Source organism: Pseudomonas sp. CROZ-RG-20F-R04-15 (assembly GCF_022662375.1).
Lineage (GTDB): Bacteria > Pseudomonadota > Gammaproteobacteria > Pseudomonadales > Pseudomonadaceae > Aquipseudomonas.
Genome location: NZ_JAKNQL010000014.1, coordinates 1 through 21,728, shown reverse-complemented (window position 1 = coordinate 21,728; position 21,728 = coordinate 1). Strand labels below are relative to the sequence as shown.

At 59.6% G+C, this 21,728-nt stretch carries 19 protein-coding genes; 6 read left to right on the top strand and 13 right to left on the bottom strand.

Annotation, left to right across the window (positions count from 1 at the left end; genetic code table 11):
• Positions 1-232 precede the first annotated feature (232 nt).
• Complete coding sequence (locus L8H52_RS19945; RefSeq protein ID WP_242208402.1) at positions 233-967, top strand: helix-turn-helix transcriptional regulator; 735 nt, start codon at positions 233-235, stop codon at positions 965-967.
• 140 nt (positions 968-1,107) lie between these two features.
• Positions 1,108-2,490 (top strand): MFS transporter, encoded by a 1,383-nt coding sequence (locus tag L8H52_RS19940; protein WP_242208401.1) that lies wholly within the window; start codon positions 1,108-1,110, stop codon positions 2,488-2,490.
• 119 nt (positions 2,491-2,609) lie between these two features.
• Here L8H52_RS19940 and L8H52_RS19935 read toward each other — a convergent pair whose 3' ends face one another.
• The 3 genes from L8H52_RS19935 to L8H52_RS19925 all read right to left on the bottom strand — a co-directional run bounded on the left by L8H52_RS19935 (position 2,610) and on the right by L8H52_RS19925 (position 5,831).
• Positions 2,610-3,563 carry an adenosine deaminase gene (locus L8H52_RS19935; protein ID WP_008082147.1) on the bottom strand — a complete coding sequence of 318 codons (954 nt, stop codon included), beginning with the start codon at positions 3,561-3,563 and terminating at the stop codon, positions 2,610-2,612.
• Between the two features lie 80 nt (positions 3,564-3,643).
• Positions 3,644-4,609 (bottom strand): 2-oxoglutarate and iron-dependent oxygenase domain-containing protein, encoded by a 966-nt coding sequence (locus tag L8H52_RS19930; RefSeq protein WP_242208400.1) that lies wholly within the window; start codon positions 4,607-4,609, stop codon positions 3,644-3,646.
• 148 nt (positions 4,610-4,757) lie between these two features.
• Entirely contained in the window at positions 4,758-5,831 is a 1,074-nt protein-coding gene (locus L8H52_RS19925; RefSeq protein ID WP_242208399.1) for a BMP family ABC transporter substrate-binding protein, read from the bottom strand.
• 289 nt (positions 5,832-6,120) lie between these two features.
• On the opposite strand from L8H52_RS19925, the gene L8H52_RS19920 reads away from it, so the two are divergent.
• Positions 6,121-7,212, top strand: a complete 1,092-nt coding sequence (locus L8H52_RS19920) for a calcium:proton antiporter (RefSeq protein WP_242208398.1) — start codon at positions 6,121-6,123, stop codon at positions 7,210-7,212.
• 134 nt (positions 7,213-7,346) lie between these two features.
• Here the strand turns inward: L8H52_RS19920 and L8H52_RS19915 are convergent, their stop codons facing one another.
• The 3 genes from L8H52_RS19915 to L8H52_RS19905 all read right to left on the bottom strand — a co-directional run bounded on the left by L8H52_RS19915 (position 7,347) and on the right by L8H52_RS19905 (position 10,021).
• Complete coding sequence (locus L8H52_RS19915) at positions 7,347-8,705, bottom strand: 8-oxoguanine deaminase (protein ID WP_242208397.1); 1,359 nt, start codon at positions 8,703-8,705, stop codon at positions 7,347-7,349.
• A gap of 256 nt (positions 8,706-8,961) precedes the next feature.
• Positions 8,962-9,648: an SDR family oxidoreductase gene (locus L8H52_RS19910; protein ID WP_242208484.1), complete on the bottom strand. Its 687-nt coding sequence runs from the start codon at positions 9,646-9,648 to the stop codon at positions 8,962-8,964.
• Between the two features lie 22 nt (positions 9,649-9,670).
• Positions 9,671-10,021 carry a MerR family transcriptional regulator gene (locus L8H52_RS19905; protein WP_242208396.1) on the bottom strand — a complete coding sequence of 117 codons (351 nt, stop codon included), beginning with the start codon at positions 10,019-10,021 and terminating at the stop codon, positions 9,671-9,673.
• An 83-nt stretch (positions 10,022-10,104) separates the two neighbouring features.
• Between L8H52_RS19905 and L8H52_RS19900 the strand changes: the two genes are divergently transcribed.
• The gene (locus L8H52_RS19900) at positions 10,105-10,521 is read left to right on the top strand and encodes a hypothetical protein (RefSeq protein WP_242208395.1); all 417 of its coding nucleotides are present in this window, start codon (positions 10,105-10,107) and stop codon (positions 10,519-10,521) included.
• A gap of 59 nt (positions 10,522-10,580) precedes the next feature.
• On the opposite strand, the gene L8H52_RS19895 is transcribed toward L8H52_RS19900, so the two are convergent.
• From L8H52_RS19895 to L8H52_RS19865, 7 genes are all read right to left on the bottom strand, one after another.
• Entirely contained in the window at positions 10,581-11,507 is a 927-nt protein-coding gene (locus L8H52_RS19895; RefSeq protein ID WP_134175660.1) for an ABC transporter permease, read from the bottom strand.
• On the bottom strand, positions 11,507-12,613 hold the full coding sequence (locus tag L8H52_RS19890) for an ABC transporter permease (RefSeq protein WP_242208394.1): 1,107 nt from the start codon (positions 12,611-12,613) through the stop codon (positions 11,507-11,509). Before L8H52_RS19890 ends, L8H52_RS19895 begins: the two co-directional genes overlap by 1 nt.
• Positions 12,614-12,626: 13 nt before the next feature.
• A complete protein-coding gene (locus L8H52_RS19885) occupies positions 12,627-14,174 on the bottom strand; it encodes an ABC transporter ATP-binding protein (protein WP_242208393.1) in 1,548 nt (515 codons plus the stop codon).
• A 627-nt stretch (positions 14,175-14,801) separates the two neighbouring features.
• Positions 14,802-15,383, bottom strand: coding sequence for a YigZ family protein (locus L8H52_RS19880; RefSeq protein WP_242208392.1), 582 nt, complete (start codon positions 15,381-15,383; stop codon positions 14,802-14,804).
• A 7-nt stretch (positions 15,384-15,390) separates the two neighbouring features.
• Positions 15,391-16,041: a TetR/AcrR family transcriptional regulator gene (locus L8H52_RS19875; protein WP_077570884.1), complete on the bottom strand. Its 651-nt coding sequence runs from the start codon at positions 16,039-16,041 to the stop codon at positions 15,391-15,393.
• Positions 16,042-16,129: 88 nt separating this feature from the next.
• Positions 16,130-17,518, bottom strand: coding sequence for a nucleobase:cation symporter-2 family protein (locus L8H52_RS19870; RefSeq protein WP_242208391.1), 1,389 nt, complete (start codon positions 17,516-17,518; stop codon positions 16,130-16,132).
• A gap of 120 nt (positions 17,519-17,638) precedes the next feature.
• On the bottom strand, positions 17,639-18,559 hold the full coding sequence (locus tag L8H52_RS19865) for a LysR family transcriptional regulator (protein WP_242208390.1): 921 nt from the start codon (positions 18,557-18,559) through the stop codon (positions 17,639-17,641).
• A gap of 138 nt (positions 18,560-18,697) precedes the next feature.
• Between L8H52_RS19865 and L8H52_RS19860 the strand changes: the two genes are divergently transcribed.
• Together L8H52_RS19860 and L8H52_RS19855 are read left to right on the top strand one after the other, a co-directional pair.
• A complete protein-coding gene (locus L8H52_RS19860) occupies positions 18,698-20,047 on the top strand; it encodes an aspartate aminotransferase family protein (protein WP_242208389.1) in 1,350 nt (449 codons plus the stop codon).
• A 76-nt stretch (positions 20,048-20,123) separates the two neighbouring features.
• Positions 20,124-21,617, top strand: coding sequence for a CoA-acylating methylmalonate-semialdehyde dehydrogenase (locus L8H52_RS19855; protein WP_038360740.1), 1,494 nt, complete (start codon positions 20,124-20,126; stop codon positions 21,615-21,617).
• The last annotated feature ends 111 nt before the right edge of the window (positions 21,618-21,728 follow it).

The following is a 21,728-nucleotide window of genomic DNA, read 5'->3' as shown; positions in this document are numbered from 1 at the left end:
ACTAGCGCCCGCCTCACGCCAGCACCGACACCCCGGCCCGGAGACCTTCGCACCGCGTCGCCAGTCTTCAAGTGACGGTCGCGCAACTGCTGCGGGTTCTGTGCCGGAGCAGGCTGCGTCAGTAGCTTGCCTCGCCCCGGTTCATGGCGATTTTCGCGTCTTGGCCGATGAATCATTACCGGCCAAGATGTCTCCGAGCAGTAGACGATACGATTCAACAGGGAGTGAACACATGGAACATGCACCTTGCATCAGCCAGATCGCCACGTTGCTGGCCGACCCCAAGCGCAGCGCGATGATGTGGGCGTTGATGGATGGCTCGGCCCGGCAAACCGAGGAGCTTGCGCTACTGACAGGGCTGTCGCCATCGTCGGCCAGCGCGCATCTGGCGCGGCTATCCACGGGTGGTCTGTTGAAGGTCGAAGTCCGTGGTCGCAAACGGTTTTTCCGTCTCTCGGCACCGGAAGTCGGTGCTGCGATAGAAGCACTGGCCAGCGCCACCATCGCCAGTGCTCCACGGGACATTCCCGAGGTGTTCAAGCGCACCACCCCCATGGCCAAGCCGCAAACGGCACCGTCCTCGTTGCTGCGCGCGCGTTTTTGCGATGACCACCTGGGCGGTACGCTGGCCGCCGATCTATACCAGCGGCTGCTCGATGCCGGCTGGATCGAACAACTTGAGCAACGCGTCGTGGTGACTCTCAAGGGGGCGAAATTGCTCGCCGCCCGTGGCGTGTTCATCCAGGCGCTGGCGCATCGCAATGTGCAAGTGGCGTGCGCTTGTCCGGACTGGAGCGAGCGTCGTCCGCACATGGGCGGCTCACTCGGCGCGGCGTTGTTGCAGTTGTTCATGCAGTCCGGTTGGCTGACGCTGCCCAACGACTCTAGGGCCTTGCAGTTGACGGCTACCGGCCAACGGGAGCTGCATCGCTTCGCCAAGGAGACCGAGCTGGAAATGGCGTTGTAGAGCGCCGCGCATTCGACGCCTGAGAAGCACTGGTGTTTCTGGCGTCGTCCACGACTGCGAACAGGTCGCATCCAGCACGAACGCCGAAACGCTATCGCGCACACTCGATCCGGGGACATTTCGGATGGGGGGAAAGCGGCATGGACATACACGGCTACAGCGCGGCAGAACGCTTGGAAAGACTGCCGATCAGCGGTTATCACCGGATCATTTTCATCATCATCGCTCTGGCGTTTTTCTTTGACTCCATGGACCTGGCGATGATGACGTTCCTGCTCGGCTCAATCAAAGCCGAGTTCGGCCTGAGCAGCGCGCAAGCGGGGCTGCTCGCCAGTTCGAGCTTCTTCGGCATGGTGCTGGGAGCGTCGCTGTCCGGCATGCTCGCCGATCGCTTCGGGCGCAAACCGGTGTTTCAGTGGAGCATCGTGCTGTGGGGCGTGGCCAGTTATCTGTGTTCGACGGCGCAAACCGTCGAGACGCTGACGTTGTTTCGTATCCTGTTGGGGATTGGCATGGGCATGGAATTTCCGATTGCCCAGTCGATGCTGTCCGAGCTGATTCCGGCGCAACGCCGTGGCCGTTACATCGCGTTGATGGATGGTTTCTGGCCGCTGGGTTTCGTGGCGGCCGGCGTGCTGTCTTACTTCCTGCTGCCGCTGATTGGCTGGCGCGACATCTTTCTGGTGTTGGCGGTGCCGGCAGTGTTTGTGCTGGCGATCCGCTTTTTCATTCCCGAGTCACCACGCTGGCTGGAGCAGGCCGGCAGGCATGAGGCGGCAGACAAAGTGTTGAACGGCATCGAGGCGCGGGTGCGTTCGTCGCTCGGCGGTGCCGCGTTGCCGGAACCGATTCGATTGCCGCGTACCGTGACGCCGCCGGGCAACTTCTTCGCGGCGCTCAAGCAGATCTGGTCGCCGCAATATCGCCAGCGCACGACGATGATCTGGAGTCTGTGGTTTTTTGCCCTGCTTGGCTTTTATGGACTGACGTCGTGGCTCAGTGCATTGCTGCAACAGTCTGGTTTCGCCGTGACGCAGTCGGTGTATTACACGGTGCTGATTTCCCTGGGCGGCATTCCCGGATTTCTCATGGCAGCGTGGCTGGTCGAGCGCTGGGGGCGCAAACCGGTGTGCATCGTCACCTTGCTCGGCGGCGGGGTGATGGCATTTCTCTATGGGCAGAGCGCGGTGTTCGGCGGCAACGTGGCGCTGCTGATCGGCACCGGGTTGTTGATGCAGTTTTTCCTGTTCGGCATGTGGGCGGTGCTCTACACCTATACGCCGGAGCTGTATCCGACGTCGGCGCGGGCAACCGGTTCGGGCTTCGCCTCGGCGATTGGCCGGGTCGGCTCGCTGCTCGGGCCATTGGTGACCGGGCTGGTGTTCCCGATTACCGGGCAGGGCGGAGTGTTCGCGCTGGGTGCGGCGTGCTTTGCGATAGCGGCGGGGGTGGTGTGGTTGTTCGGGATGGAGACGCGGGGGAAAACCCTCGAAGAGCTGACTGAAACCCAAATCCCAGGCTGAACAAAGAACTCACTGTGGGAGCGAGCCTGCTCGCGAAAGCGGAGTGTCATTAAGAAAATGTTAACTGACACTCCCTCTTCGCGAGCAGGCTCGCTCCCACATGGGTTCATTGGTGTTGCTTAGGGTTTTACCAGTCGCGCATCCAGGCTGTTCTGAGCCAGACGCTTGGCCTGATCCTGGGTCATGCCCAAATGTTCATGCAGCGCGTAGAAGTTCTCGGTCACGTAACCACCGAAGTAAGCCGGGTCATCCGAGTTCACTGTGACCTTCACACCACGCTCGAGCATGTCGAGAATGTTGTGCTGCGACATGTGATCGAACACGCAAAGCTTGGTGTTGGACAACGGGCACACGGTCAGCGGGATCTGCTCGTCGATGATCCGCTGCATCAAACGCTCGTCTTCGATGGCGCGCACGCCATGGTCGATACGCTGGATTTTCAGCAGGTCGATGGCTTCCCAGATGTACTCCGGCGGGCCTTCTTCGCCGGCGTGGGCAACGGTCAGGAAGCCTTCGTGACGGGCACGATCGAACACGCGCTGAAATTTGCTCGGCGGGTGGCCCATCTCGGAACTGTCGAGGCCGACAGCGACAAACGCATCACGGAACGGCAGCGCCTGATCGAGGGTTTTCTCGGCTTCTTCTTCGCTGAGGTGGCGCAGGAAGCTGAGGATCAAACCGCTGGTGATGCCCAGTTGCTGCTCGCCATCCTTCAACGCGGCGGCGATGCCGTTGAGCACCACTTCGAACGGGATGCCACGGTCGGTGTGGGTCTGCGGGTCGAAAAACGGTTCAGTGTGAATCACGTTCTGTGCTTTGCAGCGCAGCAGGTAGGCCCAGGTCAGGTCGTAGAAATCCTGCGAGGTGCGCAATACGTCGGCACCCTGGTAATACAGGTCGAGGAATTCCTGCAGATTGTTGAAGGCGTACGCCTTGCGCAGGGTTTCCACGTCATTCCACGGCAGGGCGATCTTGTTGCGCTCGGCCAGGGCGAACAGCAGCTCGGGCTCCAGCGAGCCTTCCAGGTGCAGGTGCAGTTCGGCCTTGGGCAAGGCGTTGAGCCAGTCGTACATATTCTTTTCTCATCAGGTGCAATGACGGCATTCTACAGATGCTCGCCGAAACAATTGGCAAAACCTGACCAAGCGATCGATCAAACCGCTTCTTGCTCGCGGCGATAAGCGTAGGTATCGGCGAAGCGCGACAGCAGGAATTCGGCGCAGGTGGTGGTCGGATATTTCGCCGGATGCTCTGCGTCCTGACAACCCGGCAGGCATTCGATGCGCGTGTCCGGGTGCGGCTCGGCGAAGAACGGCATCGAGTAGCGATCCACGCCGAGCGGACTGATCACCCGGTGCGGAGTCGAGCGATAACGGTCGTTGCTCCAGCGCGCCATCATGTCACCGAGGTTGACCACGAAAGTGCCGTCGATCGGCGGTGCATCGATCCATTCGCCTTTGACGTTTTTCACTTGCAAGCCGCCGGCGCTGTCCTGGTAGAGCAGGGTGATGCAGCCGTAATCAGTGTGCGCGCCGGCACCTTGCTGCTCGGCGGAGCTGGCAGTGTGGCGCGGTGGGTAATGGATCATGCGCAGCACGCTGACCGGGTCAACGAAGCGGCTGTCGAAGAAATCGCGTTCGATGTTCAGGGCGATGGTCATCGCGCGCAGCAGGGTTTGCGCGAGGGCCTGCATGTCGAGGTAATGCTGCTCCATCAAGGTATCCCAACCCATTTGTGATGGATGCCGGTTAGGGCCGCGCAACGGTTTTTCGGCGAGCACATCGGGATGGTTGGCCGGCAGGTGCAGGCCCATGTCGAAGGTTTCTTTGAGGTCGCTGGGTTTGCTCGGGTCGAGTTGCTCGGTGGCGATGGCGCCGTAGCCACGATGGTGGCGGGTCTGGGTGATGTCGATCTTGAGTTTTTCTGCTGCGGGCAGGGCAAAAAAACGCTGAGTCTGATCGAGGATGGCGTCGATGCGCTGCGCCGAAATCGGGTGACCCTTGATGTAGAAGAAACCCCACTCGCGGCAGGCCAGGTCGATTTCTTCTGCCACGGCAGGCCAGGCATTGTGGTCGTCGCTGTACAGCGGGCTGATATCGATGATCGGAAGCTGATCCATACACAATCCTTGAAAAGTACGGGAGATCGTTCCCACGCTCCGCGTGGGAATGCCTCAATGGACGCTCTGCGTCCGCTTTTGGCAGGGACGCGGAGCGTCCCGGGCGGCATTCCCACGCAGAGCGTGGGAACGATCGGGGTCAGGGGGATTACTTCGGCATCTCAGCCTTCATGCCTTCAACGTAATAGTTCATCGACGCCAGTTCCGCATTGGTCGCGCTCACGCCGGCCGGGATTTTCTCGACGCCGGCCTGATCCTTGATCGGTCCGGTAAACGGCTGCAATGCACCGCTCTTGATATCGGCAATGATCTGCTCGGCTTCGGCTTTAACCGGTGCCGGCACCAGATCGCTGATCGGCAGTTCAACCGTGCCTTCCTTCAACCCGCCCCAGTAATCCTGGGATTTCCAGGTGTGGTCGATCACGCTCTGCGTCGCCTGAATATAGTGCGGCGCCCAGTCGTTGACGATCGACGTCAGCACCGCTTTCGGGCCGAAGTGCGCCATGTCCGAGGCGTAACCCACGGCGTACACACCACGACGTTCGGCAGCTTGGATCGGCGCCGGGCTGTCAGTGTGCTGGAACACCACGTCGACGCCCTGATCGATCAGCGCGTTGGCGGCATCGGCTTCCTTGCCCGGGTCGAACCACGAGTTGACCCACACCACTTTGATCTCGGTGCCCGGGTTGTATTTGTTCAGGGCCAGTTGAATCGCGTTGATGTCGCGGATCACTTCGGGGATCGGGAACGAAGCGACGTAGCCGATTTTCTTGGTCTTGGTCATTTTGGCCGCGAGGAAGCCGCCGACGTAGCGACCTTCATAGGTGCGCGCCAGATAGGTGCCGAGGTTCTTGTCCTGTTTGTAGCCGGTGGCGTGTTCGAAGGTCACCTTGGGAAATTGCCTGGCGACCTTCAGCGTCGGGTTCATGTAGCCGAAGGAAGTGGTGAAGATCAGATCGTAGTTGTCCTTGGCCATGTTGCGGATGACCCGCTCGGCGTCGGCGCCTTCGGCAACGTTTTCGACGTAGTTGGTGGTGATCTGAGTGCCGAGTTTCTCGGCAAGAGCCTTGCGCCCCTGCTCATGCTGATACGTCCAGCCGTGGTCGCCAATCGGACCGATGTAGACGAAGCCGACCTTCAGCGGATCGGCAGCGCTGGCGCTCAGGCTGATCCCCAGACCGAGGGCGGCGCACAGCAGTTTGTGCAGCGGACGTATTTGCATGAACTCGAACTCCATTTGGTTTTGTGTGGTCAGGGCCAATGCAAATTGCTGACCAACAGGACAACAAACCGGTTTGAAACCGTGTGAAGGCTTTCGCGAGCAGGCTCGCTCCCACAGGGGATTGCATTCCAAAGTGGGAGCGAGCTTGCTCGCGAAGGGGCCGGCAAGGCCAATAAAAGTGCATCAGGCAAAAGTCCCGCTATCCGTTGGTGCGCTAAGGTGTAACGAAACGTTAGCGCCGCCCCGCAGTCAGTAACTCATTCGCACTCTTCGGCAAAAAAGGCCCGCCATGCTCTCGATCCTCAAGCAAGAAAGTTTTCTGCTCTTGGCCGTCATCGCCGCGTGCGTCGCCTATCCGTTGGAACACTGGATGTTGCACAGCGGCCAGATCGTCGCGCTGACTGCCGGTCTGGTGCTTATCGCTTTCATCGTCGCCGCCTCGATGCGCGTCGCCCATCACGCCGAACTGCTCGCCGAAAAGGTTGGCGACCCTTACGGCACGATGATCCTCACGCTGGCGGCCGTGCTGGTCGAAGTGGTGATTCTGGCAATCATGATGAGCAACGAAGCGTCGCCCACGCTGGTGCGCGACACGATCTATTCCGCCGTGATGCTCGACATCAACGGCATCCTCGGCCTCGCCGCGCTGATGGGCGGGATCAAGCATGGCGAGCAGTCGTACAACGACGATTCCGCGCGCAGCTATAGCGTGATGATCCTCACCGCCATGGGCGTGTCGATGGTGGTGCCGGAATTTATTCCCGAGGCCAACTGGAAGATTTATTCGGCGTTCACCATCGGTGCAATGGTGGTGCTTTACGCGCTGTTTCTGCGCATGCAGGTCGGCCCGCACAGTTACTTTTTCAGCTACAGCTACCCGGACAAACGCCGCAAGAAAGAGCCGCAGGACGCGCAGGCGAAAGCACCGGGCATCGGCCTGTCGATCGGCATTCTGGTGTTTGGCATTGTGGTGATCGGCGCTCTCGCCGAAGTGATGTCGAAAACCCTCGATCTGGGCCTGGAAGGCACGGGCGCGCCGCCGGTGATCACAGCGATTCTGGTGGCAGCGATTTCCGCCGCACCGGAGATTCTGACCGCGTTGCGTGCAGCGTTGGCCAACCGCATGCAATCGGTGGTGAACATTGCGATGGGCGCGTCATTGTCGACGGTGATTCTCACGGTGCCGGTGATGGAGGCGATGGCGCTTTACACCGGCCAACCGTTTCAAATGGCGATGACGCCGGTGCAGACGGTGATGATTTTCCTGACGTTGATTGTTAGTGCGATCAACCTCAATGACGGTGAGACCAATGCCATCGAAGGCATGACTCACTTCGTACTGTTTGCGACGTTCATCATGCTGTCCCTGCTAGGCCTTTGATCTTGATCGTTCCCACGCTCCGCGTGGGAATGCCGCCATGGACGCTCTGCGTCCGCTGCTGGGACGCGGAGCGTCCCGAGATGCATTCCCACGCAGAGCGTGGGAACGATCAGACAGTTTTGAACGGCGGTGAATCAGGTACCGGCGATCAGTTGGCGAGCCGCCTGGCTGTGATCGGCGATCAGGCCTTTCAGATCCAGGCCTTCAACCTGGCCATCGACCACACGCCACTTGCCAGCAATCATCACCCGATCCGCACGATCCGCGCCGCACAACAGCAGCGCCGAAATCGGATCATGACTGCCCGAGAAACGCAGCTCATCGAGCTTGAACAACGCCAGATCCGCCTGCTTGCCCACGGCAATCTCACCGATATCGGTACGGCCCAACAGGCTCGCCGAACCCTTGGTCGCCCAGCCCAGCACGCGCTCCGGGGTGATCTTCTCGGCGCCGTAACGCAGGCGCTGGATGTACAGCGCCTGACGCGCTTCGAGAATCATGTTCGACGCATCGTTGGACGCCGAACCGTCAACCCCCAGACCAAACAACGCACCCGCGTCAGTCAGATCGATACTCGGGCAGATGCCGGAAGCCAGACGCATGTTCGAACTCGGGCAATGGCAGATGCCGGTACCCGCCTGACCGAGACGAGCGATTTCGTCCGGGTTGAAATGGATGCCGTGGGCCAGCCAGGTGCGCGGGCCGAGCCAGCCGACGCTGTCGAGATAATCGACAGTGCGCAGGCCGAAACGCTGCAGGCAGAAATCTTCTTCGTCGAGTGTTTCGGCGAGGTGCGTGTGCAGACGCACGTCGAGCTTGTTCGCCAGTTCGGCGCTGGCCGACATGATTTCCGGGGTCACCGAGAACGGCGAGCATGGTGCCAGCGCGATCTGGATCTGCGCGCCGTCGCCACGCTCGTGGTACTCGTGAATCAGGCGCTGGCTGTCGTCGAGAATCACCTGACCTTCCTGCACGGTCTGCTGCGGCGGCAGGCCACCGTCCTTCTCGCCGAGGCTCATCGAACCGCGAGTGAGCATGGCGCGCATGCCCAGTTCTCGGACGCTTTCGACTTGTACGTCGATAGCGTTTTCCAGACCGTCCGGGAACAGGTAGTGATGGTCGGCAGCGGTGGTGCAACCCGACAGCAACAGCTCGGCCAGAGCGACTTTGGTGGCGAGCGCGAGTTTCTCCGGTGTCAGTCGCGCCCATACCGGATACAGGGTTTTCAGCCACGGAAACAACGGCTGATTGACCACCGGCGCCCAAGCGCGAGTCAGGGTTTGATAGAAATGGTGATGGGTGTTGATCAGGCCCGGCAGGATCACATGCTCGCGGGCATCGAACACTGCATTGCACGGCGCCGACGGCTGCTGGCCAGCGGCAAGCACTTCGACGATGACACCGTCTTGCACAACAAGACCACCACGGGCATCGAGCTCATTGGAGGTGAAAATGGCGAGGGGATTTTTTAACCAGGTACGGGTCGCGGGCATGTTGCCGGCTCCTCTGAAAATGGGGTTCAGGGTTGCCAGCTCAGTGATGCCCTGTCTGCTGATCCAGGGTCGCCGCGAGGACGAGGTGCGCAGTTTCAAACAAAACGCCGCATCGGGCAAGCCCAACCCGACCATTCACCACACAACCCTTGTGGGAGCGAGCCTGCTCGCGAAAGCGTCGTATCAGTCGATACATTCATTGTCTGACACAGCGCATTCGCGAGCAGGCTCGCTCCCACTTAGGGATCTTCAGTGTTTACCAGGGAATCGTTTCACCCTTGTAGTTGATGAAGTGATGCCCGCCCTTGCTGGCATACGCGTTCACCTGATCCACCAGCCCACGGGTGCTGGTTTCCACGTCAAGGTCAGCCCCTTCACCGCCCATGTCGGTTTTCACCCAACCCGGATGCAGCGACAGCACCGTCATCTTCTGCTCGCCCAATTGCGTGACAAAACTGTTGGTCATCGAATTCAGCGCAGCCTTGCTGGCCTTGTACAGCGCCAGCTCCGGCGCATCCGCCACCGTCACGCTGCCCAGCCCGGAACTCATGAACGCCAGCACGCCGCTGCCGTCGCGAATCTGCCCGGCAAAACGCTGGGCCAGATTGATCGGCGCCACCGCGTTGGTGAAAAACAGCTGACCGACTTCAGCCAGTGTCGCGCCGCCCGGGGTCTGATCGGCCGGGCCTTTGACCCCGGCGTTGACGAACAGCAGGTCGAAGGTTTCGCCCTTGAGCTGTTGGCTCAGAGCAATGACCGCTTGCTGATCGTCCATGTCGAGCTTCTCGATCCGCACCTTGCCCAGCGCTTCCAGCGCCTGAGCATTGGCAGGATTGCGCACGGTGGCGGTGACTTGCCAGCCGTCGGCCAGCAGGGTTTTCACCAGACCGAGGCCAAGGCCCCGGGAGGCGCCGATGATCAGTGCGTTTTTTGCAGACATGATGGGCTTCCTTGATGAATGAGGATCATGGATTCAATGGACAGGCCTGACCGAGCCGAAGTTGCAGCTCCTGACGCAACGCGTCGAGTTCGCTCATGCGGGTTTCGATCAGTTGCAGTTTGTCGCGCAGCAACTGCGCCACGGCGCTGTCCGGATCGGGCGCGTTCCACAGCGCCGCGACACTGTTACCAATCTCGCCGAGGGTAAAACCCAGGCGTTGCGCCGTTTTGATATAGAGCACCAGTTGCAGCATTTCCGGCGGATAGTCGCGATAACCGTTGGCACTGCGTTGCGCCGCAATCAACCCGCGTTGCTCATAGAAACGCAAAGTGTCACGGCTGACGGCGCTGGCCTGGGCTAATTCACCGATACGCATGCTGGCTCTCAAAACAGCTGTTGACGCTGGAGCATACTCCAGGCTTTACCGTGCTCGCTCCCTCAATTTTTGGAGCAAGGACGATGTGGACTTCGACGCAGTATCGCAACGTGGTGCGCGGCAGCGCCTGGTATGACTTGATCGTCACGGCGGCGTTTGCCACGCCTTGGAGTTTTGCCGCTTTGCATGGTTTTTTGACCGCGCTGAATTTACCCGGCGAACTGCCGGCGTTTCAGCCTGTGCATATGTTGATGGCGAATCTGTTGGGGTCAGTGGTGTGTGTTTGGGCGGTGCTGCGGATTCGTGATCCGCAGGCGCTTTATGGACGGTATGACGCGGTGGCCAGATTTTTGTTTGCGGCTTGGCAGGCGTATGCCTTGCTCCACGGTGCCAGTTCGATCCTGCTGGTTTTCCTGGTCTTCGAGTTAGCGTGGGGCATTGCTCAGGTGTTGCCTGTGCGGACGCCTTCGCGAGCAAGCTCGCTCCCACAGGGAGTCTGAGTGAACTCGGTCAACTGTGGGAGCGAGCTTGCTCGCGAAGAGGCCAGTGAGTTCACCTCTTAATGTCCCGCCTGCCAAGGCTGCCCCAACGAAACCGGCGCATACAACCGCGTCCGCAACGCATCGCGCGACAACAACACCAACACCACAATCGTCGCCACATACGGCAGCATCGCCAGCAGACTCGACGGAATCGCCAACCCCAATCCCTGCGCCACCAGGTGCAGGATGCTGGCGAGGCCAAACAGATACGCCCCGAGCAACAACCGCCACACCCGCCAACTGGCAAACACCACCAGCGCCAACGCGATCCAGCCGCGCCCGGCAGTCATGTTCTCCGCCCACATCGGTGTGTACGCCAACGACAGATACGCCCCGGCCAACCCGGCCATCGCCCCGCCAAACAGCACCGCCAAGGTACGTACAGTCAACACCGGCAACCCCATCGCACTGGCCGCATCCGGGTTTTCCCCGACCGCCTGAATAATCAACCCGACACGACTTTTGACGATCACCCACGCCACCAGCGCAAACAGCGCGAACGACAGATACACCAGCAAATCTTGCGCGAACAGCATCCGCCCGATCAGCGGAATGTCACTCAGATAAGGAATCGCCAACGGCTCAAAACCCGCCAGCGGTTTACCCACCCAAGCCGCCCCGACAAAGGTCGACAGCCCGACGCCGAAAATCGTCAGCGCCAACCCGGTCGCCACCTGATTGGCGTTGAACACCAACGCCACCAGCGCAAACAGTGACGACAGCAACATGCCGGCAAGCATCGCCAACAACACGCCAAGCCACAGGTTGCCGCTGTTAAGCGCGACGATAAAACCGATCACCGCGCCAAACAGCATCATCCCTTCCTGGCCGAGGTTGAGCACGCCGCTCTTCTCGCAGATCAGTTCACCCAGCGCCACCAGCAACAGCGGCGTGCCGCAACGCACCATGGCGTAGAAAATATTGCTCAACAGATCGATATCCATCACAGCGCTCCGGCGGTTACGGCAGTGGTCGAAGTGCGCTTCACCCAGCGCAGGTTCAGGCGTGGCCGATAGAGAATCAGCACGTCACAGGCGAGCAGGAAAAACAGCATCATTCCCTGAAACAACTGGGTGATCGCCTGCGGCAAATTCAAGGTCATTTGTGCACTCTCGCCGCCGATGTACAGCAGCGCCATCAACAGACTTGAAAACAGAATCCCGATTGGATTCAAACGCCCAAGAAACGCCACGGTGATTGCCGCATAGCCATAACCCGGCGAAACCTGCGGCACCAATTGACCAATCGGCCCGGTGACTTCGCAGACGCCGGCGAGCCCGGCCAAACCGCCGCTGATCAACAGTGCCAGCCAGATCAGCCGCTTCTCGCGAAAACCGACAAACCCCGCCGCACGCTTGTCCAGCCCAAGCACTTTGATCTGGAAACCGACAAAACTTTTCTGCAGCAACACCCACACCGCAACCAGCGCGAGCAGGGCGAAATACACCCCGGCATGCACGCGGCCATCTTCTATCAACAGCGGCAAACGGCTGGCGTCGCCGAACATTGCCGATTCGGGAAAATTGAACCCGGCGGGATCTTTCAGCGGCCCGTGCACGCAGAACAGCAACAGGTTCAGTGCGATGTAGTTGAGCATGATGCTGGTGAGGATTTCGTTGGCATTGAAGCGGGTGCGCAACCACGCGGTGAGCCCGGCCCACGCCGCGCCGGCGAGGGTGCCGGTGAGCAGAATCAGCACCAGCGCCCAACGACTTTGCATGTCGATGATGTTCACCGCCAGGGCACTGCCGGCGAGCGCGCCGAGGAGCAGTTGCCCTTCGGCGCCGATATTCCAGATCCGCGCCTGATACGCCACCGCCAGACCCAGTGCGCAAAGCAGAATCGGCAGCGCTTTGACCAGTAATTCGGAGACGCCATACAAGTCGCTGACCGGCGCGATCAGCAGCGTATGCAAGGTTTGCAACGGGTCATGGCCCAGGGCGATAAACAACAGCGAACCGCAACCGAGCGTCAGCGCCGCCGCCAATAACGGCGAGCACCACAGCATCAAGCGCGATTGCTGGCCACGGGGTTCGAGGGAAAGCAGCATGTGGAAAACTCCGTTAAACCGTGGCGGCTGAAGGTGGGTTGTCGAACTGGCCGGCCATCCAGCCACCGACGTCGCTGAGTTGCGTATCGCTGGTGTTGTGTAGCGCCGACAGACGCCCGCCGCACAATGCGCCGAGGCGGTCGCTGATCTGGAACAGTTCGTCGAGGTCTTCGGAAATCACCAGAATCGCCGCGCCGGCATCGCGCAACGCGATCAAGGCTCGGTGGATAGTCGCGGCGGCACCGACGTCGACACCCCAGGTCGGGTGCGCGGCGATCAGCAGTTTCGGTTGCTGGAGGATCTCCCGGCCGAGGATGAATTTCTGCAGGTTACCGCCGGACAAACTACGCGCGGCGGTTTGCGTGCCCGGGGTTTTCACCCCGAAACGTTGAATGATTTGCTCGGCAAGGACTTCGACTTTGCCGCGTTCGATCAAACCGTGGCTGACCAAGCCTTGCTGGAAAGCAGTTAGCAGGGCGTTGTCCGCCAGGCTCAATTCGGGCACCGCACCATGGCCGAGACGCTCAGCCGGCACGAACGCCAAGCCCAGTTTGCGTCGCGCATCCGGGCGTAAATCGGCGACGTTTTGCTCGGCGAGTCGAATGGTCGCAGCTTCGACGCGGGGTAGGTTTTGCTCGCCACTGAGCAGGGCCAGCAACTCATCCTGACCATTACCGGCGACCCCGGCGATGCCGACGATTTCACCGCTGCGCACTTGCAGGTTGATGTCTTTCAGCGAGCAGCCAAACGGGTCCAGATTGTGCCAGCTCAAGCCGTTCACCTGCAAAAACGTCGCGCCGCCGCTGACCTTTGGATAGTCGCCAATCAACGCCGCCGCTTCGCCGACCATCAACTGCGCCAATTGCTGATCCGAACATTCAGCCGGCCGGCAATGACCGGCGACTCGCCCTCCGCGCAAAACTGTCGCGCTGTGACACAACGCCCGAACCTCGCCGAGTTTGTGGCTGATAAACAGAATGCTGCAACCCTCGGCGGCGAGACGGCGCAGGGTGATGAACAATTCGTCGGCCTCTTGCGGCGTCAGCACCGAGGTTGGTTCGTCGAGAATCAGCAGACGAATGTCCTGCATCAGGCAACGAATGATTTCCACGCGCTGCCGCTCGCCGATCGACAGGCTGTGGACAAGTCGCTCTGGCTCCAGCGCCATACCGTAGCGGCACGACACTTCGCGAATTTTTGGCTCCAGTTGTTTTGGTGGTCCGGCCGCAGCGCCCATCGCCAGCGCAATGTTCTGCGCCACGCTGAGGGTTTCGAACAGGGAGAAATGCTGGAACACCATGCCGATGCCCAGCTGCCGCGCCTGTGCCGGGTTGCGGATATTGACCCGTTGGCCCTGCCAGAGCATCTCGCCCGAATCGGCCTGGGTGACGCCGTAGATGATCTTCATTAACGTGCTTTTGCCCGCACCGTTTTCACCAAGCAGGGCATGGATTTCTCCCGGCGCGATGCTCAGGTCGATGGCGTCATTGGCCAGACAGCCGGGGTAGCGTTTGCTGATATGGCGCAATTGCAGGCGCGGGATGGGAGGAGCGATTGGCATGACAGGCTCGACTGGCTTGGAGTTGTGCCTGTGGATAAAGCAATTTCCTGGCCATTGAGTCAGGAACGCGAGCGGGCCGCGTGTGCCAGCCCTCGGCGTAGAGCATTCAAGAAAAAAATACGCTTCTGCCCGGCACCAATTCAGAGCAAAGCCGTTGATCGGGCTCCAGTTTTGCCCGTTGTTAACTGATCAAAAAACGAGCAAACCGTTGTGGGCTAGGCAGAACCTGCGACTGCGCCAGCCATGAACGGGTTATCCACAGCTTGTTCCACAGTTATTGTGTGCAAGCCGCAAACCCGGGCATAAGCACTGCGGTGCTTTCTTCTAATGGTGATAAACAACGCTAACTGACTGTTTCTTCTTGAAATTTTCGTTTGGTCGGGTGAATTGAACGAAAAGTGAACAAACCGCGCAAAGCCACGTGACAGAAGGGTTACAGCGGAATGTACTCAGGTTATCCACAGTCGGGTGCACAGCAGATGTGGGCAACTCTGTGGAATAAGGAAATTCGGGATCGCCCCAAAAGATCGCAGCCTTCGGCAGCTCCAACAGGGGAGCGCATTTCAAATGTAGGAGCTGCGGAACGCTGCGATCTTTGATCTTTTGATCTTTTGATCTTTTGATCTTTTATCGTTGAAGCAAAATTCGCCCACGGCTCAAATCTGCCAATTGGCTTTGCAACAACTCGATCTGCGCCTCACCCACCGCTAACTTCAACTCAACGCCGTTCGCCGTGAAGTTTTCTTCCACAACCAAGCCCCCGAGATCGGCCACGCGCAACTTCACCAGCGCCAACTCGGCAAACCCGCAAGCGCAACTCAATGACACCCGGCTGATCAACTCGACCTTGGCCGCCGTCTGCAAACATTTGTTCGCCCCACCGCCATACGCCCGGGCCAAACCGCCGGTACCGAGTTGAATGCCGCCATACCAACGAATCACCAGCACCGCGACCTGATCGCAATCCTGCGCCTCAATCGCCGCCAGAATCGGCCGACCCGCCGTGCCGCCCGGTTCGCCATCGTCGTTGCTGCGATATTGATCGCCGAGTTTCCACGCCCAGCAATTGTGCGAGGCATTGAAGTCGCTGTGCTGTTCGAAAAACGCCTGCGCCTCGGCAGGGCTGCCGATCGGCGTGGCGAAGGTGATAAAGCGGCTTTTGCGAATCTCTTCGCGGTACTCGCAAAAACCGCTGAGGGTGAAAGGCATAAACGTCTTATAGAGAAGGAGTGAGGCCGCAGCCTTTGAGAATGATGCGGATCAGGTTGTTACCGGCGTCTTCCATATCCTGCTTGGTCAGCTTGCTGCGACCGCTGACGCGACAGATCTGCGTGGCGAAATCGGCGTAATGCTGAGTGCTGCCCCACAACAGGAAGATCAGGTGCACCGGATCCACCGGGTCCATTTTGCCCGCATCGATCCACGCCTGAAACACCGCCGCGCGGCCAGTGAACCAGGCGCGGTAATCCTGATTGAAATATTCGCTCAGGCATTCGCCGCCGCTGATCACTTCCATCGCAAAGATTCGCGAGGCTTGCGGCTGGCGACGGGAGAATTCCATCTTGGCGCGGATGTAGCGGGTCAGCGCTTCAGCCGGATCGTCTTCGGCGGTGAGGGTGTTGAAGGTGCTGTCCCACAACTCGATGATGTTGCTCAGCACCGCTACGTACAACCCAAGCTTGTTGGTGAAGTAGTAATGCAGGTTCGCCTTGGGCAACCCGGCATTCTGCGCGATGGTGTTCATGCTGGTACCTTTGTACCCGTGACGGGCGAACTCGTCTTCGGCGGCTTTGAGGATGGTCTCTTCGTTCTTCTGACGAATGCGGCTGGCGGGTTTGCCGCCATGGGCTGGGACTTCAAAGGTCATAGGCACTTCCGGGTTTGTCTGTGGGTGCAACCAGTTGCGTTGATAGCGCACCCACAGAGATCCGACAAGTCCTTGGGCGATAAAACCGTTACGCCTGTTCGATCTTGTTCAGCGCCGCGTGCACTTCAGCGGCCTCGGTTTTCGACTCCGGCAGCAGCAGACAAAGGATGATCGCGGTCAAGCCGCCGCTGGTGATCGCCGAGTCGAACAGGTTCTGCACCAGTTTCGGCAGCAGGTGCAGCAGGTTCGGTTGTGCGGCGATACCCAGGCCGACGCCGAACGAAGTGGCGATGATCAACATGCTGCGGCGATCCAGCGGCGATTGCGCGAGGATGCGCACGCCGGCGGCGGCCACCGCGCCGAACATCACCAGAGTCGCGCCGCCAAGTACCGGTTTCGGAATCTGTTGCAGCACCGCGCCGATCATCGGGAACAGGCCGAGGCAAAACAGGATCGCGCCGATGTACAGCCCGACGTAGCGGCTGGCGACGCCGGTCAACTGGATCACGCCGTTGTTTTGCGCGAACGTGGTGTTTGGGAAAGCACTGAAGGTCGCGGCGATCATGCAACTGACGCCGTCACCGAGTACTCCACCACGCAAGCGGTTTATATAAGAAGGCCCACTGATTGGCTGGCGGGCGAGCATGCAGTTGGCGGTAAGATCGCCGACGGTTTCGATGGTGCTGATCAGATAAATCAGCGCGACCGGCAGGAAAGCCGTCCAGTCGAAGCTGAAGCCAAACTTGAACGGCGTAGGAAAACTCACCAGCGGCAAGTCAGGCAAAGGCTGCGGCACCAGTTTCCCACTGAACCACGCGGCCAGACTGCCGAGCAGCAAACCAATGATGATTGCCGACAAGCGCACCCAAGGCGTGTTCGAGCGGTTGAGCAGAATGATCGTCAGCAACACAAACACGCCCAGCGCCAGATTGCCCGGTGCACCGAAGTCCGGCGCATTGAAGCCGCCGCCCAAATCGGTAATACCAACCTTGATCAGACTGATGCCGATCAGGGTGATAACGATCCCGGTCACCAGCGGCGTAACCACTCGGCGCAATTGACCGATGAAACGGCTGAGGACGATCTGCACGATTGCGCCGAAAAAGCACACACCGAAAATCATCGCCAGAATGTCTTCCGGGCTGCCGCCGCGTTGCTTGACCAGAAAACCAGCCGACAGCACCGCACCGAGAAAGGCGAAACTGGTGCCCTGCAGACAGATCATCCCCGCGCCGATGCCGAACGGCCGCCGCGCCTGAATGAAGGTGCCGACACCCGAGACCATCAACGCCATGCTGATCAAGTAAGGCAAATATGCGGTCAACCCGAGCGCCGAGCCGATCACCAGCGGCGGGGTGATGATGCCGACGAAACTGGCGAGCACGTGTTGCAGTGCCGCGAGTGTTGCGGCGAGTGGTTTGGGGCGGTCGTTGAGGCCGTAGATCAGGTCGCTGGACGGTGCGGAATCTGGCTGCATGGCTTAGGGCTTCTTGTTGAGGATCGAGGTTGATCCTGCTTTGCAAAAAGCTGTCCACTTGCTCAGGTTATTTGTCGAATTTTTTGCTAAGGCCCAACGCTGGCGGGCATCAGAGAATTTTCAACGCGTCGCCGCCAGACTCTCCAGAAAGCTTTCCAGCACCAAATGAGGGCGCCGCCCCTTGCGCGTGACCGATGCCAGACTCAAATCGTAAAACCGCGTTCCTGCTTTTAAAGCACGCAAGCGACCTTGCTGCACCCAGAGGCTGGCGTAGTGATCCGGCAGGTAACCGATGTAACGCCCGGTCAAAATCAGAAACGCCATACCCTCACGGTCCGAGGCACTGGCGGTGCAATTGAGCGCCTGGTAATGCGCCTGAATATCCGCCGGCAGACGAAAGGTCGGGGCAATCGCGTCCTGAGTGTTCAGACGTTCGTCATCGAGCTGTTTGTCATCGACATAAAACAACGGATGGCCCACCGCGCAATAAAGCAGCGAACGCTCGCTGTACAACGGCTGATATTCCAGTCCCGACAACGCACTGGCCTGCGGCACCACGCCAACATGTAAACGCCCATCGAGCACGCCTTGCTCGACTTCATTCGGCGCAATCATGCGGATCTGGATCTGCACATCCGGCCCGCGTTCCTTCAACTGTGCGAGGGCGTGGGTGATGCGCATATGGGGCAGGGTGACGAGGTTGTCGGTCAGACCGATGATCAACTCACCGCGCAAATGCTGGTGCAGGCCATTGACCTCAGTGCGGAAGCTTTCCAACGCACTTAATAGCTGTAGCGCGGATTGATAGACCTCGCGACCTTCTTCAGTCAGCGAAAATCCGGCGCGGCCGCGCTGACACAAACGTAAACCGAGGCGCTGCTCCAGATCGCTCATCTGCTGACTGATCGCCGAGCGACCGATGCCGAGCACGGTTTCCGCTGCCGAGAAACCACCGCATTCCACCACGCTGCGAAAAATTCGCAGCAGGCGAATATCAAAGTCACTGACCTGGGCCAGCGGATCGGGGCGGCGGCTGCTCATTTTATTGTTCTCATTGTTTAGCGAAGTTCTAACTGAAGGTTAGAAGAGTTGAATTTCACCGACTTTATCGCCGTGGCAATTTAGCTGCAACAACGCTTTTTATCTCCCTGACGCTTATGCCCTGCGAGGTTTTGCCCGATGAACATGCCTGAAAACGCTCAGTCGCCACTGGCCAGCCAACTGAAGCTGGACGCGCACTGGATGCCGTACACCGCCAACCGTAACTTCCAGCGCGATCCGCGTTTGATCGTTGGCGCCGAAGGCAGCTGGCTGATCGACGACAAGGGCCGCAAGGTATACGACTCGCTGTCCGGTCTGTGGACCTGCGGCGCTGGCCATACCCGCAAGGAAATTCAGGAAGCGGTCTCCAAACAGCTGGGCACCCTCGATTACTCGCCGGGCTTCCAGTACGGTCACCCGCTGTCGTTCCAGCTGGCCGAGAAAATCACCGAGCTGACCCCGGGCAATCTGAATCACGTGTTCTTCACTGACTCGGGCTCCGAGTGCGCCGATACCGCCGTGAAAATGGTCCGTGCCTACTGGCGCCTGAAAGGTCAGGCGACCAAAACCAAAATGATCGGCCGTGCCCGTGGTTACCACGGCGTGAACATCGCCGGCACCAGCCTTGGTGGCGTCAATGGCAACCGCAAACTGTTCGGTCAGGCGATGATGGACGTCGATCACCTGCCGCATACTTTGCTGGCAAGCAATGCCTTCTCCCGTGGCATGCCGGAGCAGGGCGGCATCGCTTTGGCCGATGAGCTGCTGAAACTGATTGAGCTGCATGATGCGTCGAATATCGCCGCAGTATTCGTTGAGCCTATGGCCGGTTCCGCTGGCGTACTGGTGCCGCCGCAGGGTTACCTGAAACGTCTGCGCGAAATCTGCGATCAGCACAGCATCCTGCTGGTGTTCGACGAAGTGATCACCGGTTTCGGCCGCACCGGCAATATGTTCGGCGCCGACACCTTTGGCGTGACCCCGGATCTGATGTGCATCGCCAAGCAAGTCACCAACGGCGCGATCCCGATGGGCGCGGTGATTGCCAGCTCCGAGATCTACCAGACCTTCATGAATCAGCCGACTCCGGAATACGCCGTGGAATTCCCGCACGGTTACACCTACTCGGCACACCCAGTGGCTTGCGCCGCTGGCCTGGCAGCACTCGACCTGCTGCAAAAAGAGAATCTGGTGCAGAGCGTCGCGGAAGTTGCGCCGCATTTCGAGAACGCACTGCACGGGCTGAAGGGTTCCAAGAACGTTATCGACATCCGTAACTTCGGTCTGGCCGGCGCCATTCAGATTGCCGGGCGTGACGGTGACGCCATCGTGCGTCCGTTCGAAGCGGGCATGGCCCTGTGGAAAGCCGGGTTCTACGTACGCTTCGGCGGCGACACCTTGCAGTTCGGCCCAACTTTCAACAGCAAGCCGCAAGACCTTGATCGTCTGTTCGACGCGGTCGGCGAAGTGCTGAACAAGCTCGACTGATCTTTCCTTCTATATAGCTATGCAAATAGCAGGCGCCTCTTGCGGGCGTCTGCGCACAAGAATTCAGGAGTTTTCGATGAGCGTTATCCCGCATTTGATCAATGGCGAACTGGTGACCGAGAACGGTCGCGCGGTTGATGTGTTCAATCCGTCCACTGGTCAGGCTATCCACAAGCTGCCATTGGCCAGCCAGGCCACCATCCAGAAAGCCATCGATGCCGCCAAGGCTGCGTTCCCGGCCTGGCGCAACACGCCACCGGCCAAACGCGCCCAGGTGATGTTTCGCTTCAAGCAACTGCTCGAGCAGAACGAAGCGCGCATTTCGCAATTGATCAGCGAAGAACACGGCAAGACTCTGGAAGACGCTGCCGGTGAACTGAAGCGCGGCATCGAGAACGTCGAGTTTGCCTGCGCAGCGCCAGAAATCCTCAAGGGCGAGTACAGTCGCAACGTCGGCCCGAACATCGACGCATGGTCGGACTTCCAGCCGCTGGGCATTGTTGCCGGTATCACCCCGTTCAACTTCCCGGCCATGGTGCCGCTGTGGATGTACCCGCTGGCGATCGTCTGCGGCAACTGCTTCATCCTCAAACCGTCCGAGCGTGATCCAAGTTCGACACTGCTGATCGCTCAGTTATTACTGGAAGCCGGTTTGCCGAAAGGCGTGATGAGCGTGGTTCACGGTGACAAGACTGCAGTAGACGCGCTGATCGAAGCGCCGGAAGTCAAAGCGCTGAGCTTCGTTGGCTCGACGCCGATTGCCGAGTACATCTACGCCGAAGGCACCAAGCGCGGCAAACGCGTGCAGGCACTGGGCGGCGCGAAGAACCACGCGGTGCTGATGCCGGATGCCGATCTGGATAACGCTGTCAGTGCACTGATGGGCGCGGCTTACGGATCGTGCGGCGAGCGCTGCATGGCGATCTCGGTTGCCGTGTGTGTAGGCGATCAGGTGGCGGATGCCTTGGTAGCGAAACTGGTTCCACAGATTCAGGCGCTGAAAATCGGTGCTGGCACTTCGTGTGGTCTGGATATGGGCCCACTGGTAACCGGTCAGGCGCGCGACAAAGTCAGCGGTTACGTGGATGACGGCGTGGCAGCGGGCGCGACCCTGGTGGTCGACGGTCGTGGTTTCAGCGTGGCCGGTCATGAAGAAGGCTTCTTCCTCGGTGGCTGCCTGTTCGACAACGTCACCCCAGAGATGCGCATCTATAAAGAAGAGATATTCGGCCCGGTACTGTGCATTGTTCGCGTGAACAGCCTGGAAGAGGCGATGCAACTGATCAACGATCACGAGTACGGCAACGGCACCTGCATCTTCACCCGTGACGGTGAAGCGGCGCGTCTGTTCTGCGACGAGATCGAAGTCGGCATGGTTGGCGTCAACGTGCCGCTGCCGGTACCGGTGGCCTACCACAGCTTCGGCGGCTGGAAGCGTTCGCTGTTTGGCGACTTGCATGCCTATGGTCCGGATGGTGTGCGCTTCTACACTCGTCGCAAGGCGATCACTCAGCGCTGGCCGCAACGGGCGAGCCATGAGGCTTCACAGTTCGCCTTCCCTAGCTTGTAAGTAGAAGGGGATTACAGAGAAGGCCGACCTCATTGAGGTCGGCCTTCTTTTTTCGTGGGTTTTTGACCGATGTGACAGATTTATGAAAATAGGTGTTGACGGCAGATTTCA